We start from the raw sequence: 14,930 nt of genomic DNA, 5'->3' as shown, positions 1-14,930 counted from the left end.
GAAGGATTCGAACCTTCGAAGGCTGAGCCGTCAGATTTACAGTCTGATCCCTTTGGCCACTCGGGAACCCCTCCACAACTACGGAACGGATAGTATCAGAAAATGTCTATATGTGAATAAAAACTTCGAATTAATAGCTAAATATTTTGAAAATCAGGCCGATAACTTACTAGTTGATTATTTCGCGGCAAAATCTGGTTATTCTGCGCGCAATCTTGTTAAGAGGTACCTTATTTACGTTCAATCGATACGACAACATGCCTTAATTGATGAGCTACAACTTGGCCAACAATTAAATAAATGTGCTGTAAATGGTGATAGAGCTAAATTTGCTTTGCTATTAAGTATGTTGTCATCTGACATTTCTGATCAGAAACAAATCGAAATTAAACAACCTGCCGTTGATACGTCAGCGTATGATGCTGCCCGTATGTTACGGTTGAATGAATATGCAGCTAAAAACAATATGGCGGCAATGCGCTTAGAGATCTGTTTTTCTCCGGAAATTGGTGTGGCTGTCGGTGATACTAACTATGTGCCCGAATCTGTAGTACAAAACAGTTCTCATTTATTACAACAAAAATTAGCCCTCGGTTCGTTAATTAAACCCACCGCCAATGAGTTGGCTCAAGCTGCGGGATCATCTGAATCCTCTGCCGCGCCCATATCACCTTTCGACACTCAGTCGAGTACGTCAAGCCTATTAGATGTACTAAACAGCTATGATGCAGATAAACCGTTGAAGATCAGGGAATATGGCTAAAGATTGTTTGCATTTTTTTTAAGATGAGATACAAGATAAGGCTAGATTGTTACACAGCGTTAACATATTATGAGTTTATATTAATAAATGTCAGGTTATAGCGCGTACTTAATTGTATTGAGATAACCCAATTGGATTAACAATGGTGAAAATAATGTCTGATCTCAGTAGTTCTGTAGAAGCAGAAGGCAAGTCAGGCTCAATGGCTCAAGACGATGTCGTCTATGCGCATATCTTTGATGCTATCCTTGAACGTCGTCTTCCGCCAGGTACCAAGTTAAATGAAGAAGCGCTTGGTGATATCTTTAGCGTGAGTCGTACTATTATACGCCGCGCACTATTACGTTTATCGCATGAACAAGTAGTGGTTATCCGTCCTAATCGTGGTGCTGTCGTGGCATCACCTTCTGTAGAAGAAGCGAAGCAAGTTTTTATTGCCCGACATACATTAGAAGAGGCAATAATTAAACTTGCCGTTGAAAATGCATCAGATAAACAGATCTCACATTTACGCAAATTAATCGTGGCAGAAAACGAGGCAACCAAACAAGGTGATTTGGGTAAAGCAATACGGTTATCCGGTGAGTTCCATTTAAAGTTGGCCGAAATGTCCGGTAATGCGCCTTTATTTAACTTCCAGCGTAGTTTAGTGTCGTTAAGTTCGTTAATTATTGCGCAATATGAAGTCGCGACCAGTACGCACTGCGTATTGGATGAGCACAGTGAGTTACTCGATGCCATTGAAGAAAAAGATGCTGAAAAAGCCTGCCTATTAATGCGTGAACATTTAAAACATATTGAATCTAAACTGAATTTAGATGGCGAAACCGTTTCCAGCGATCTGCATGTTGTCTTTTCTAATGTGTTAAATAAAAAATAAAATAACGTTAATCTTCAAAATATTGTCTATAAACCATGCCAAGTTCGATGTAACTTGGCATGGTTGTTTCTGCCTGCCATTTCTATTGCCTTATCGAATCTTCACTATAATTGTATATATAACCTTTAAATTATTTCATTAAATTGTGTCTCAATTGTTATTTTTATGTAACAATAAGTTGACTCCTGGGTCAGGTTTTTGATCTGGTAGGCTCGGTTAATCAGTAAAAACACAGCTAATAATAAAAAATAATAGCAATTAATGTCAATGTAATGTTACGGAATAACGCAGGAGGTACGACTTGATTAAGTTTCTACTTAACCAAAAGATGTGTCAGGTATCTGACCTTTCACCCAACACCACAGTACTTAATTTCTTACGCGAAGAAGAAGCGAAGAAAGGTACTAAAGAAGGTTGTGCATCAGGAGACTGCGGTGCTTGTACCGTTGTGCTTGGTGATGTTGTCGATGGGCGGATCCGCTATACATCAGTTAATGCGTGTATTACGTTTATATCCGCGTTACATGGTAAGCAACTGATCACTGTCGAAGATCTTAAATCTAAAGACGGTACTTTACATCAGGTGCAACAAGCGCTTGTTGATTTTAACGGTACCCAATGTGGTTATTGCACTCCTGGGTTTGTTATGTCGATGTTTGCTTTAAGCAAAAACACGCCGTCAGCAGACAAACAGGCCATTTTTGAAGCATTAGCAGGCAATCTATGTCGTTGTACTGGTTATCGCGCAATTATTGATTCAGCAATGGCGCTAGCAGAGCAACCGCATATTGTTGATGCGTTTGAACGTTTAGAAACTGAGACCGTGGCGAAACTCAATACCATTCAGTGCAGCGGCACACAAGAATTAACGGGTAACGGTCAATCTGCTTACTCACCGGATAATGTGGCTGACTTAGCGGCGTTATTAGTGAAACATCCTGATGCACGTATTGTGGCGGGTGGAACGGATTTAGCCTTGGAAGTAACGCAGTTCCATCGTCCTATCAACACACTTATCTCGGTCGGTAATATTGCTGAGATGAAAGACATTACTGTGACTGACACGCATATTGAAATTGGTGCGGCACGCAGCTTAACAGATAGCTACAGTACCTTGGCATTATACTTCCCTGACTTTGGTGAATTGTTACACCGTTTTGCGTCGCTGCAAGTGCGCAACCAAGGCACGATCGGTGGCAATATTGGTAATGCATCACCAATTGGAGATACACCGCCAGCGTTAATCGCACTGAATGCACAAGTTGAATTACGTTGTGGTGCTGATGTGCGTTTAATGGATTTAGAAGATTATTTTGTTGGTTATAAGATCACAGCGCAAAAAGCGGCTGAATTTATTACCAAAATTATCATTCCGTTACCAACATCAGCACAGATATTCCGTACTTATAAATTATCAAAACGACTGGATGATGACATTTCAGCGGTATTAGGCGCATTTAATATTACCCTGAACAACAATGTTGTTACTGATGTTCGCATTGCATTTGGTGGGATGTCTGCAACACCAATGCGTGCGCAACATGCAGAGCAAATATTGCTGGGGGCTACGTGGGAATACAACAGCGTGGATGCGGCAATGCAAGCATTAGCAAAAGACTTCTCTCCATTATCTGATTTCCGTGCAAGTAAAGAATACCGTTCATTAGCAGCCAAAAATTTACTGAAGAAATTTTATTTAGAACAACAAAATACAACAATTGAAACGCGGGTAACGTCTTATGTCTAATCACAATAAAGTACAATTATCACAGCAGCAATTGTTACAACAAGCGAATCGCTCAATCACAACTGGTGTGGGTAAGAATGTAAAGCATGATAGCGCCGGTATTCAGGTAACGGGTGAAGCTGTGTATGTGGATGATCGCCTTGAATATCCAAACCAGTTGCATGTCTATGTACGTATGAGCGATGTGGCGCATGCCAATATTATTAAGATCGATTTAACGCCTTGTTATGAGTTTGATGGGGTGGAATTAGCGATTGAAGCCAAAGATGTACCGGGTGAGTTAGATATCGGTGCCATCTTACCGGGAGACCCATTATTAGCTGACGGTAAAGTGGAATATGTTGGTCAGGCTGTGATTGCGGTAGCGGCAAGTTCAATGGAGATTGCCCGTCAAGCGGCACAAGCAGCAATCATTGAATATGAAGAATTACCGGCCATTTTATGTGTCGAAGAAGCCTTAGCGAAGAAGAGCTTTGTGACTGAATCGCATCAACAAAAACGCGGTAACTCGGCGGCGGCATTGTCAGCGGCGAAGCATATTTTAGAAGGCAGTATTCATATTGGTGGCCAAGAGCATTTCTATTTAGAAACGCAAGCGGCGTCAGTGATGCCCACAGAAGATGGTGGCATGATCGTGTATGCATCAACGCAGAACCCTACCGAAGTGCAAAAACTGGTCGCCGAAGTGATTGGCGTACCTATGCACAAAGTGGTTATTGATATGCGTCGTATGGGCGGTGGTTTTGGTGGTAAAGAAACCCAAGCGGCAGGACCTGCGTGTTTATGTGCGGTGTTTGCCAAGTTAACGGGACGACCAACTAAGATCCGCTTACCGCGTGTTGAAGACATGATGATGACAGGTAAACGTCATCCGTTCTTTAATCAATACAAAGTTGGCTTTAATGACGATGGCCAAATCAACGGCATTGAAATTATTGTGGCGAGTAACTGTGGTTATTCACCGGATCTATCAAGCTCGATCACTGACCGTGCGATGTTCCACTCGGATAACGCTTACTATTTAGGTGACGCGACCATCACTGGTCATCGTTGCAAAACCAATACCGCATCAAATACTGCTTTCCGTGGTTTTGGTGGCCCACAAGGGATGATGACGATTGAACACATTATGGATGAAATTGCCGGTAAGTTAGGTAAAGATCCATTAGCTGTGCGTAAAGTGAATTTTTATGGTATCGATGATCGTAATGTGACGCACTACTATCAAAAAGTAGAAGATAACTTTATTCATGAGTTGGTTGCCGATCTCGAAGTAACGAGTGAGTATGCAGCGCGTCGTAAAGTGATTGATGCATACAATAAAACCAGTCCTATTTTGAAAAAAGGTATTTCGTTAACCCCGGTTAAATTTGGTATTTCGTTTACCGCAACTTTCTTGAATCAAGCGGGGGCATTACTGCATGTTTATACCGACGGCAGTATGCAGTTAAGTCACGGTGGTACCGAAATGGGCCAAGGGCTTAATACCAAAGTGGCGCAGATTGTCGCGCAAGAATTCCAAGTAGATATTGAGCATATTCAGATCACCTCGGCAAATACCAGTAAAGTACCGAACACCTCGCCGACAGCGGCTTCATCGGGTACGGATTTAAATGGTAAAGCGGCACAAAATGCCGCGCGCACCATTAAGCAACGTTTGATTGATGTCTGTGTAGCGCACTTTGGGGTGACAGACGAAGAAGTTATTTTTAGTAATAATACAGTGACCATTCGAGAACAGATCATGACGTTTGCAGATCTGATCCAACTCGCTTATTTCAATCAGATCTCGCTATCGAGTACCGGTTTCTATAAAACGCCTAAGATCTATTATGATCACGCGACGGCGAAAGGTCGTCCATTCTATTATTATGCCTATGGCGCCTCTTGTTCTGAAGTGCTCATTGATACCTTAACGGGTGAGTACAAAACCTTGCGTGTGGATATTCTGCATGATGTCGGCGCGTCACTGAATCCCGATATTGATATCGGCCAAATCGAAGGTGGTTTTATTCAAGGCATGGGGTGGTTAACCACCGAAGAGTTAGTCTGGAATGACAAAGGTAAGTTAGCGACCAATGGCCCTATGGGTTACAAGATCCCTGCCATTACTGATACGCCGATCGATTTTAGAACCCAGTTAGTTGAAAGCCGCAGTAACCCTGAGCAAACGGTTTATAATTCAAAAGCCGTAGGTGAACCGCCATTTATGTTAAGCATGTCGGTGTGGAGTGCATTACGTGATGCGGTTGCGAGTGTGACTGACCATCAGTACATGCCGCATTTAGATACCCCTGCAACACCTGAGCGTGTGTTATGGGCTGTGCAGGATGCGGAAGATTATCTACGGAAAAAAAAACGCCTAAGTAATCAGGTGAAAACGGTTGCGATCAGTGCCGCTGATGTAGAAAGCGTGACGATCTAATTAATGTAGATCCGCGAGGAGTTCTGTGATGTTTGAAGACAATTGGATTGACCCACTTGCTGAATTAAAGCAACGTGGTGAAGTTTGTATTATGGTCACTGTACTTGAACATCATGGTTCAACACCCCGTGACTCAGGTACCAAAATGCTGGTCACACAAGATCAACTATATGCCACTATTGGCGGCGGTCATTTAGAACATCTGGCGACTAAAATTGCGCGTGAAATGTTAACTGAAGGCAAAGAGTCATTGGTCGTGGAACGCTTTGATTTAGGCGCTCGCTTAGGACAGTGCTGCGGTGGCAGTGCGACCTTGATGTTTGAACCGATTGGGCAGTCACTACAGCATTTGGTGGTGTTTGGGGCTGGACATGTGGCGAAAGCGTTATTGCATGTTGTTGCAACCTTGCCATTTCGCGTTACTTGGATTGATGAGCGTGAAGAACAGTTTCCGGCGCAGTTACCTGATAATGTCACCAAGTTAGTCAGTGATGATCCGGCGGGGGATGTGCTTGATATGCCCAAAGATAGCTACTATCTGGTGATGACGCATAATCATCAACTGGATTTTGATTTAGCTAGGGCAATTTTAAAACGTGGTGATGCGAAGTATTTCGGCATGATAGGCTCGCAAACCAAGAAAAAACGTTTCCAATATCGGTTACGGGCGCGTGATTTCACTGATACCCAGATAAATCAGATGATCTGCCCGATTGGCATTAGTGCGGTGGTGGGTAAACATCCTGCTGAGATCGCGATTTCGGTTGCCGGTGAATTAATTGCAACCTACCAAAGCAGAGCATTAGAAAATAAACAAAAACCTAATCTCGTACAAGTAAATAGTGATATCGCTAAGTTAGCCTAATATAGGCAGTGTTTTGTAGACACGCTATCACCAGAGTATTAGGATAGCGTGAGATACGATGCAGCAGCATAATGAAGGAATTTTTAAATGAGTACAATTCGAACCGCATACCGATCAGCAATATTACACAGCATTGGTGATCCCGATAAAGTCGGTATGGAAAATTCGTACGAATATTTTGCTGACGGTGCCATGATTATTGAAAACGGTATCGTGCAAGCGCTAGGTAATGCCCAAGACATTCTTGCTGATGAAAGCAGCGATATCGATGTTAAAATATTTGAAAATAAAATCATCACATCGGGTTTTATTGATACCCATGTGCATTACCCACAGACGGGTATGATCGCGTCGTATGGTGAGCAATTACTCGATTGGTTAAATAACTATACTTTCCCAGCGGAAGGTAAGTTTGATGATCCTGAGCATGCGACTAAAGTGGCAGAGATCTTCTTACAAGAGTTAATGAGTAACGGTACCACGACCGCGTTAGTGTTTGGTACTGTGCATAAACAATCGGTTGATAGCTTCTTCACCCAAGCACAATTACGTAATATGCGTATCATCTGCGGTAAAGTGATGATGGATCGTAATGCGCCTGATTTCTTAACTGATACCCTTGAAAGTTGTTATGAAGACAGTAAAGAGCTGATCGAACGCTGGCACCACAAAGGCCGTTTACACTATGCGGTTACGCCTCGTTTTGCCCCGACAAGCACTCCTGAGCAGCTTGATGTTGCGGCGCGTTTGTTAAGTGAATACCCTGATCTGTATCTGCACACGCATTTATCAGAAAACTTAAAAGAGATTGAGTGGGTTAAAGAGTTATTCCCTGAACGTACTAATTATTTAGACGTTTACGACCATCATGGTCTGTTAAGCGAACGATCAGTATTTGCCCACGGAATTCATTTGTGTGATAGCGAATGTCAGCGTTTAGCTGATACCGGTTCGGCAGTCGCTTTCTGCCCTACGTCAAACTTATTCTTGGGTTCAGGTCTATTAGATCTGCCACGCCTAGAAAAATTTGGTATTAATGTGGGCATGGGTACGGATGTAGGTGCGGGTACGTGTTTCTCATTATTATCAACAATGAACGAAGCGTATAAAGTATTGCAGCTGCAGGGCAAGGCGTTAAGCCCGTTTAAATCATTATTTTTAGCGACGTTAGGCGGCGCGAAAGCATTACGCTTAGAAGACAAAATTGGTAACTTGGCAGTCGGTAAAGAAGCTGATTTCGTGGTATTAGATTTGGCGGCTACCCCCTTACTTAAGTTCCGTATGGAAAACTCAACGTCGTTAGAAGAAACCTTGTTTGCATTAATGCTCATGGGTGATGATCGTGTTGTATGCGAAACTTATGTGTTTGGTGAAAACCGTTATAGCAGTCTGTAATATTCAGTCCGTAACTATTCTGTAACTAGTCGTTCTGAATAGGGCTATTTAACCTAATGATACAGCAGTAAGCATGCCTGTTCGCGGCTTAGCTGGCGCAATTTTCAATCCAATGAGATAGACTTTTTGCCTGATGCAAAGCATCAAAGTTATTTTCTATATTTAAGCGTGCTAAACGTCTCATTTCTTGACGTTTTTCGTACGGGTAATGGATAAACTCAATGATGGCGTGGCTCAGTGATTGGCTATCTTTTTGTTTTACAATCAATCCCGTACCTGGCGCGACAATCTCTTTGCAACCCATTAGATCTGTGGTTATCACAGGGACACCAGAAGCCATAGCTTCTTTTAGCACGAGCGGACCAGTATCAACGCCACCTGATTGTGACACGCAAAATGGCGCGACGAGGCAATCAAAGGTGGCGAGATTATGGTGAACCCAATGTGGCGATTTAGCGCCAAGGAAGTGCACTATTTTTGATAAACCCAATGTATGCACTTGCTGCTGCAAGCTTGAACGCAGTGCTCCATCACCAATAATATCGAGAGTAATCAAGTGCTGCTGCGCTAGATCATGCAGACTTTGGATCAGATAATTTAGGCCTTTTTGTTCGACTAAACGACCTAAAAAGACCAGTCTAATCGGGGTTGTTATATGGCGCTTGGCAGATGATGATTGGGGGGGCGGAAATTCATTAATTTTAACACCACAATGCAATAACTTTATTTTATCGCTATTAATTTGCTTTAAATGGTGTTCCATATCTTTGCACACCGCAACCACAAAATTGCTGTTATTCACCTTCAAGTGAACATCGTAAGGTGCTTCATACAGATCATGGCCATGGGCGACAAAGGAGCTCGTTATCCCCATCATTTTAGCGGCAGTGATGGCATGTGCGCAGGTATGCTGTGCAAAATGCGCATGGACATGATTAACGCCCTCTTTGCGCATTTGTAGCGCCAGATTGAGGCTATATCGAAATAAAGATAATTTAGGCATAGCGTGCTGTTTGGCAATAAAAGACAGTGCTCTTACCATGCCAGCGAGGCTGAGGGTTGTCAGCAAAGACAGGTAAAAGTTGGCACCTATCTCATGAGTATCATAGCTAAATTCACTACAGTCATGATATTTGATAAATGTCATGACACAAACTGGGTGACCGCAGGCTTTTACCGAGTCCACTTCAGTGCGAATAAATGTCTCACTCAGTACCGGGTATGAGGGGGCTAAAAATGCCACTTTTTTCATCTCAGATCATTCTCTCTGTATTCGATTGTCCATAATCTTAGAGCCAAAAAAAATTTATTAACTAGGCTTATCAACATGAATTTATAAAAATTAAGTCTTTGATAAATAAATGAGCCTTTGATAAATAATAGTATATAAATGGAATTATTGTTCAGGGCGCTAAACGTCGGTGTCGGCAGATAACATAAGGGTGGTGTTATGGGGTATACAGTGTCTGTGATTATTCCGAGTTATAACTGTTTGGCATATTTGCCGAAAGCGATAAATAGTATTTTTGAGCAAGACCGAAGCGATGTCGAAATCATTATTGTTAATGATAATAGCAGTGATGAGACCGCTCAATACCTTGAATGTTTAAGTCAGCAGGAGGCTTGCGTTAAGGTTATTACCACTTCGGGGCTGGGTGCTTCAGGTGCGCGTAATACCGCGATAGAGCAAGCCGAGGGTACGTATATTGCATTTTTAGATGCTGATGATTATTGGTATCACGGCAAACTATCGGCGCAGTTAGCATTGCATGAGGCGAATCCGACTGTGGCGATGTCATTTACTAATTATGACCATACGAACGAGCAGTACCAGTACATTGTTGATTGTTTCGGTTATTGGAATCAATTTACAGGTGTGACGTCGTCTAGCCATTGTATCAAACAGCCCTTAGCTCAGGTATTGGCTCATAATGTGGTCGGTACATCAACCGTGATGGTCAAAGCATCTGTTTTTGAGACCGTTGGCTTGTTTGATGTGGATATGAGTTATTGCGAAGATTGGCAGTTGTGGCTGAAAATTTGTGAGCACTTTGAAGTGGCAGTCTTAACTAAAAGCTATACAGGGTATCTTATACGTAAAGATTCTATAACTCAGACTGATAGTAAGCGTTTACAACATCTAGAGTGTGTTGAACAGATAATTAGCGATTATAAGCAGCGTGGGGTTGGATTAAGCAAGCATACGTTTACCTTGGCTGATGCTAAATTAAAAGAAGGGTATGCCGACTATTATCGTACGCAGAAAAAATTTATGCGTGCGCTGCGTTATGAGGGTTATGCTTTTTTACTTAACCCTCAAATTCGACGTATTAAAAATGGCTTAGGCGATATAAAAAAATTAATTTTAAGCCCGAGTGCCTAACCAGAAGTCGATATCACGGTGTCGTCACCAGAGCGCACATTACAGCCCTTTAGGACCAGTTGGCTGATGAGATGCGCCGCATCATCATAATCACTGGCTGTCAGTGATGATTTCCCCATCACGGCATTAATCTGCCAGCTAAAGTCGGCATAAGTTTGGGTCGAAGACCAGATCATAAATAACAGATGGTGTGGTGATACGTTATCCATCTGACCCGCGTCAATCCATTGCGTAAATTTATCGAGCAAAAAGGTACTTTGATTCATTAAACGCTGGCGTATTTCAGGTGATAATAATGGCGAACCACGCATGATCTCATTGGCAAATACTTTAGATGCATAAGGATAATCTCGAGAGATGATTAGCTTGGTCTTGATGTATTCGGTTAAGGCGATAGCGGGGTTATCAATGGTTTCAATCGGATGAGTTGCGCTGAGTAATGGTTCAATGATCGTTTCCAATACAGCAGAGTATAGTGTCTCTTTATTACCAAAATAATAATAGACATTAGCCTTAGGTACACCGGCAAGTTTCGCGATATCAATGGTTTTTGTTGCTGCGTAACCTTCACTGGCAAACACTTGACTGGCAGCCTTTAAAATCTTTGCTTCGTTTTTCTTCCGTATGGTAGACATACTTATATTCATCCTTTCGCAGTTACTTATATAAAGTTATAGACATTATTGAAAGCTATATAAAACTGTATGCATTATATAATGACATATGATTGTATAGGAGTTTTACAAAAAACTAACAAATCCCACATTAAAACTTGACCAGTAAGTCAGTTTTTTGTTTAATGGTCTTAGCACGGATACTCAAGCTTCGCACGAGTTTGAGTTGTATGTGTACTTATTTGGCAAGGGTACTTTTATTCCTTTCGACCGCTTGCCTAGCAACAGCTATTTGAATATTTTATATCAAAGAAGTAAGTATACTTTATCCTGAAATTGCCAGCTAGGTTGGCGATGTATTCAGGCGTAATAATTTAATTAACTATTACGACAGGAGTAGCGTTTGCTACTCCTTTTTTTTACCTAAAATTTAGGATTAAAAGTATAATTGTTAATGATGTGATCGTATTGTACATGTAAATCTTGAATTTGTAGTAGTAAAGTCTGAACCGAAACGGGGTAGATAATATGGGTCGATTCAACATTTAATTGCCTTAAATTATCAGCCTATATGATATTAATACTCGCGTATGTTTTGTTCGTCGCTGGTGGCGACCACTGATTTTATAATGCTTTATGTGGTGATTAAGGCTGTTGCATCCCACTGTTGGCTAAAGTCGATAAACGCGGATATTAATTCACTTTTGTATTTTTTTTTGTGCATTATTATTTTGTATTGTCGTTCTAATTTGTTATCTAGCTGCAATATCTGCACCCGACCATTGGCCAAGGCATGTGTCGCACTGAATTTAGAGACGCAGGCCAGACCTAATCCAGCGGCGACAAAGTTAAGTTGTGCTTCAATCGAGTTTAGCTCGTAGGCCAGCTGCCATTGTGCAACAGAGGGGGCAATGTGGCTTTCAAAGAAAGCCCGACTTCCTGACCCCGGCTCGCGTAATACCCAAGTATTGTCGCGTAAGTCTGGCAGCGTTAAGCTGGTATTTTTCAGCAATGCATGATTTGAGGCGACAATAATGCACATTTCATCTTTTATCCAAGGGATTGTTTCAATGTCACTGTGCTTAACATCACCTTCGATAAGCCCGATATCCAATTGGTAACTTAATATCATATCAGCAATATTTGCGCTGTTGCTGATATGCAGCGTTTGTTGGGTATGTGCTGTCAATTGAATGAATTGGGCAAGCAGCCAAGGACATAACTGGTTACCTATAGTTTCACTGGCACCAATTGCAAGCTCACCAATGAGTTGACCTGATTGTAGGAATAAGGTGTCAATGCTGGCTGCGCGCTGCAGTAATTCATCAGCGATAGGTAATAAACGTTGACCGTAAGGGTTTAGATGTAAGCGGTTATTGGTACGATCAAATAATTGTTGCCCCAATTGATTCTCAAGTTCGCTTAATGCCATGCTTACCGCTGCTTTGGTTAGAAATAATGTCTTTGCTGCGTGGGTAATACTTTGTTGCTGGCTGACGGCAACAAAAACACGTAATTGCTTTAACGATAGATTCATACTTGTTCAACTGTTCTTAACTGAATGTTAAAAATATACAGATTTTATTAATTAAAAGCTATGCATATAATAGCGGCTGTTAAACCCCATTTAAAATGTCATGTGCTCTCACCGATAGAAATGTCGCTTTTGGTATTAACTAAAGATATGTAACAAACGGCGACAAATCAATTTATCTATCACCTCGTTGAGGAGCTTGGCTGAGTGTATGCTATTTAAAATGTTTAGCGGTTAAGTTACAAGCTATGTACCTTGAACATAAAATGAAAATTGTAGTATTAGCATAAAGAGCAGGTCGGTTATTTGGTGTATTTGCGGGTTATATGGTGATAAAATAGCTATCATTGAAACTGTAACCTTTCTTGAGTTAGTTGTAATGCTTATAGAACAAGATATTACCGACATTGTTGTTGGTACTTACATCGAAAAAATAACTGTTCAAACAGGCAGTTTCAGGCTTACACAAGCAGAATGGGTGAAAAATGAGATTGTACTTAATAAACTGATTGAATTTGGGATTAAACGGGTATTAGTTGATACCGAAAAATTTGATGAAAAAATGGCGGCGGATGCTTTAAGCGCTGATACACTTGAACGTAAACGTAATTTCAGTGTGAAGATGACGCAAGCTAAGGCGCTTATCTCAACGTCTAAAGAAATACAGAAGAGAATGTTTCAGCACATTGAAGAAGGAATGGAAATAGACCTTCTGTCAGTTAAAACGCTCACTAGTGAATTAATTGAGACCATATTTACCAATTCTGACGCGTTAATGTGCGCGGTTAATATCCGTAATAAAGATGAGTATTTGTTAGAGCATTCATTTGCGGTCTCTATGTTAATGGCGTTATTTTGTCGTTATTTAGGGATTAACAAAACGGATATCGAAGAGCTTGCTATAGGTGCTTTTTTGCATGATATCGGCAAGATTCGCACACCAGACCATATTCTGCATAAGCCGGGGAAATTGACCGCTGATGAGTTTGAGATTATGAAACTACATGTCAATCACTCTATCGATATTATTAAATCAATTCCGGGTATTTCGAAAGCCAGCTTAAATGTTGCAGCTTGTCATCATGAAAAATTAAATGGTGAAGGTTATCCGTTCGGTTTAGCTGGGCAGAAAATATCTCGCTATGGCAGAATGCTGTCTATCTGTGACATCTATGATGCATTAACGGCCAACCGCTGTTATAAGGAAGGTTTGACCCAGTTAAAATCCTTCTCTATTTTGCGTAGTCTTGCTCAAGATGGACAATTAGATTTGAACTTAGTCCATGCCTTTATTAAATGTATGGGCGTGTATCCGGTTGGCTCACTGGTTAAATTAAACTCTAATCGTTTAGCGATTGTTGAAAGTTACAATAAGATCGATCCTACTCGCCCTAAAGTGAACTCGTTTTATAGTTTAGATAAGCGAGATTTCGAAAATTCGAATCAGATTGATCTGTCGATGGTCGATGATGGTATTGCTGAGTCGGTAAGAGCGGATGATTTTAACTTAGACATGGCAGAGATCATGCGTTTCTTAGTTAGTGAAGCGTAACGATTAGCACAGCGTAGTAACCAGCAAATACTCAAGTATTGCTGGTTACCCCCTCATTTTATCATCTAATTATAACATCCGCTTTGTTAAGACTTCCCCTGTTGCAATAATCATGTTGTAGCATGCCTGCAGTTTATAACGCGCGGCATGTACTACCATTGCTGCAAAGCCACTGACAACCGCTGCTGCGGCTATGTCGAAAGGAAAATGCACGCCAATATAGACCCGAGATAATCCCCCGATAACGGCTAATACCGTCAATCCTAATGCGACTGTTCTTGTTGTTTGATGGCACAGTAAGCTAAAGGTGATACAAAACATAAATGTGGTGTGATCAGAGGGAAATGATGTACTTGGCGCATGAGCGACAAGCGTTGTACCCAAATCGTTCATAAAAGGGCGCGGGTGGAAATAAACCTGAGCAATAAGTGTATTAATCGTGATACCAACAACAGAAGTCAGCGTTGCACTAATAAGATAACGCTTCGATTGTTCTTTACTGCAAAACCATAAGATCACGACCAATGCGATAAAAGCATAAGGCATCGCTTCTGCGAAGCAAATGAAAAGGTAGTCAAAGAATTGGTTTTGGCCAGCAAACTGATTGATGGTCGAAAAGAGGTGATTGTTTAATTGTTCCATTAACGCAACTTATTATGATTTTATATAGCGTTAGGACAAGTTTGGAGGTTTTTTGTTCCATTGATATTGTTAAAACGCTACCACACAATGTTGTGGGTAGCATTTATCGTTTTATACGGACCGTTAAGCG

12 protein-coding genes are annotated in these 14,930 nt (G+C 41.3%); 8 read left to right on the top strand and 4 right to left on the bottom strand.

The genetic code is table 11. The features are described 5' to 3' along the window. From HRT96_RS01815 to guaD, 6 genes are all read left to right on the top strand, one after another. On the top strand, positions 1-763 hold a 763-nt coding region (locus HRT96_RS01815; RefSeq protein ID WP_293151369.1), incomplete at its 5' end, for a VC2046/SO_2500 family protein. A 154-nt stretch (positions 764-917) separates the two neighbouring features. Then, positions 918-1,643: a GntR family transcriptional regulator gene (locus HRT96_RS01810; RefSeq protein ID WP_293133446.1), complete on the top strand. Its 726-nt coding sequence runs from the start codon at positions 918-920 to the stop codon at positions 1,641-1,643. 301 nt (positions 1,644-1,944) lie between these two features. Continuing rightward, on the top strand, positions 1,945-3,390 hold the full coding sequence (gene xdhA / locus HRT96_RS01805; protein ID WP_293151366.1) for a xanthine dehydrogenase small subunit: 1,446 nt from the start codon (positions 1,945-1,947) through the stop codon (positions 3,388-3,390). Then, positions 3,383-5,815 (top strand): xanthine dehydrogenase molybdopterin binding subunit, encoded by a 2,433-nt coding sequence (gene xdhB / locus HRT96_RS01800; RefSeq protein WP_293151363.1) that lies wholly within the window; start codon positions 3,383-3,385, stop codon positions 5,813-5,815. Before xdhA ends, xdhB begins: the two co-directional genes overlap by 8 nt. A 28-nt stretch (positions 5,816-5,843) precedes the next feature. Further along, positions 5,844-6,680, top strand: coding sequence for a xanthine dehydrogenase accessory protein XdhC (gene xdhC / locus HRT96_RS01795; RefSeq protein ID WP_293151360.1), 837 nt, complete (start codon positions 5,844-5,846; stop codon positions 6,678-6,680). 87 nt (positions 6,681-6,767) lie between these two features. Further along, positions 6,768-8,075: a guanine deaminase gene (gene guaD, locus HRT96_RS01790; protein WP_293151357.1), complete on the top strand. Its 1,308-nt coding sequence runs from the start codon at positions 6,768-6,770 to the stop codon at positions 8,073-8,075. Positions 8,076-8,163: 88 nt separating this feature from the next. Here guaD and HRT96_RS01785 read toward each other — a convergent pair whose 3' ends face one another. Then, positions 8,164-9,327, bottom strand: coding sequence for a glycosyltransferase (locus HRT96_RS01785; protein WP_293151354.1), 1,164 nt, complete (start codon positions 9,325-9,327; stop codon positions 8,164-8,166). A 198-nt stretch (positions 9,328-9,525) separates the two neighbouring features. Between HRT96_RS01785 and HRT96_RS01780 the strand changes: the two genes are divergently transcribed. Then, complete coding sequence (locus HRT96_RS01780; RefSeq protein ID WP_293151349.1) at positions 9,526-10,458, top strand: glycosyltransferase family 2 protein; 933 nt, start codon at positions 9,526-9,528, stop codon at positions 10,456-10,458. On the opposite strand, the gene HRT96_RS01775 is transcribed toward HRT96_RS01780, so the two are convergent. Both HRT96_RS01775 and HRT96_RS01770 read right to left on the bottom strand, forming a co-directional pair. Next, positions 10,455-11,093: a TetR/AcrR family transcriptional regulator gene (locus HRT96_RS01775; protein WP_293151346.1), complete on the bottom strand. Its 639-nt coding sequence runs from the start codon at positions 11,091-11,093 to the stop codon at positions 10,455-10,457. The two genes, HRT96_RS01780 and HRT96_RS01775, sit on opposite strands and share 4 nt — an antisense overlap. A 613-nt stretch (positions 11,094-11,706) precedes the next feature. After that, positions 11,707-12,609 (bottom strand): LysR substrate-binding domain-containing protein, encoded by a 903-nt coding sequence (locus HRT96_RS01770; protein WP_293151343.1) that lies wholly within the window; start codon positions 12,607-12,609, stop codon positions 11,707-11,709. A gap of 376 nt (positions 12,610-12,985) precedes the next feature. Here HRT96_RS01770 and HRT96_RS01765 point away from each other — a divergent pair, with 376 nt between their 5' ends. Further along, positions 12,986-14,158: an HD-GYP domain-containing protein gene (locus tag HRT96_RS01765; protein WP_293151341.1), complete on the top strand. Its 1,173-nt coding sequence runs from the start codon at positions 12,986-12,988 to the stop codon at positions 14,156-14,158. Between the two features lie 69 nt (positions 14,159-14,227). Here HRT96_RS01765 and HRT96_RS01760 read toward each other — a convergent pair whose 3' ends face one another. Continuing rightward, entirely contained in the window at positions 14,228-14,800 is a 573-nt protein-coding gene (locus HRT96_RS01760; RefSeq protein ID WP_293151339.1) for an undecaprenyl-diphosphatase, read from the bottom strand. Between the last annotated feature and the right edge of the window lie 130 nt (positions 14,801-14,930).

This window comes from Moritella sp. (assembly GCF_013215705.1).
Taxonomy (GTDB): Bacteria; Pseudomonadota; Gammaproteobacteria; order Enterobacterales; family Moritellaceae; genus Moritella.
Note: the sequence above shows the minus strand (reverse complement) of the source record. Positions and strands in the feature narration are given on the sequence as shown.

Bases quoted from the DNA above. Each gene is read 5' to 3' on its own strand.
- HRT96_RS01810 (WP_293133446.1), top strand. From the start codon at position 918: ATGTCTGATCTCAGTAGTTCTGTAGAAGCAGAAGGCAAGTCAGGCTCA.
- xdhB (WP_293151363.1), top strand. From the start codon at position 3,383: ATGTCTAATCACAATAAAGTACAATTATCACAGCAGCAATTGTTACAA.
- xdhC (WP_293151360.1), top strand. From the start codon at position 5,844: ATGTTTGAAGACAATTGGATTGACCCACTTGCTGAATTAAAGCAACGT.
- guaD (WP_293151357.1), top strand. From the start codon at position 6,768: ATGAGTACAATTCGAACCGCATACCGATCAGCAATATTACACAGCATT.
- HRT96_RS01785 (WP_293151354.1), bottom strand. From the start codon at position 9,327: ATGAAAAAAGTGGCATTTTTAGCCCCCTCATACCCGGTACTGAGTGAG.
- HRT96_RS01780 (WP_293151349.1), top strand. From the start codon at position 9,526: ATGGGGTATACAGTGTCTGTGATTATTCCGAGTTATAACTGTTTGGCA.
- HRT96_RS01775 (WP_293151346.1), bottom strand. From the start codon at position 11,093: ATGTCTACCATACGGAAGAAAAACGAAGCAAAGATTTTAAAGGCTGCC.
- HRT96_RS01770 (WP_293151343.1), bottom strand. From the start codon at position 12,609: ATGAATCTATCGTTAAAGCAATTACGTGTTTTTGTTGCCGTCAGCCAG.
- HRT96_RS01765 (WP_293151341.1), top strand. From the start codon at position 12,986: ATGCTTATAGAACAAGATATTACCGACATTGTTGTTGGTACTTACATC.
- HRT96_RS01760 (WP_293151339.1), bottom strand. From the start codon at position 14,800: ATGGAACAATTAAACAATCACCTCTTTTCGACCATCAATCAGTTTGCT.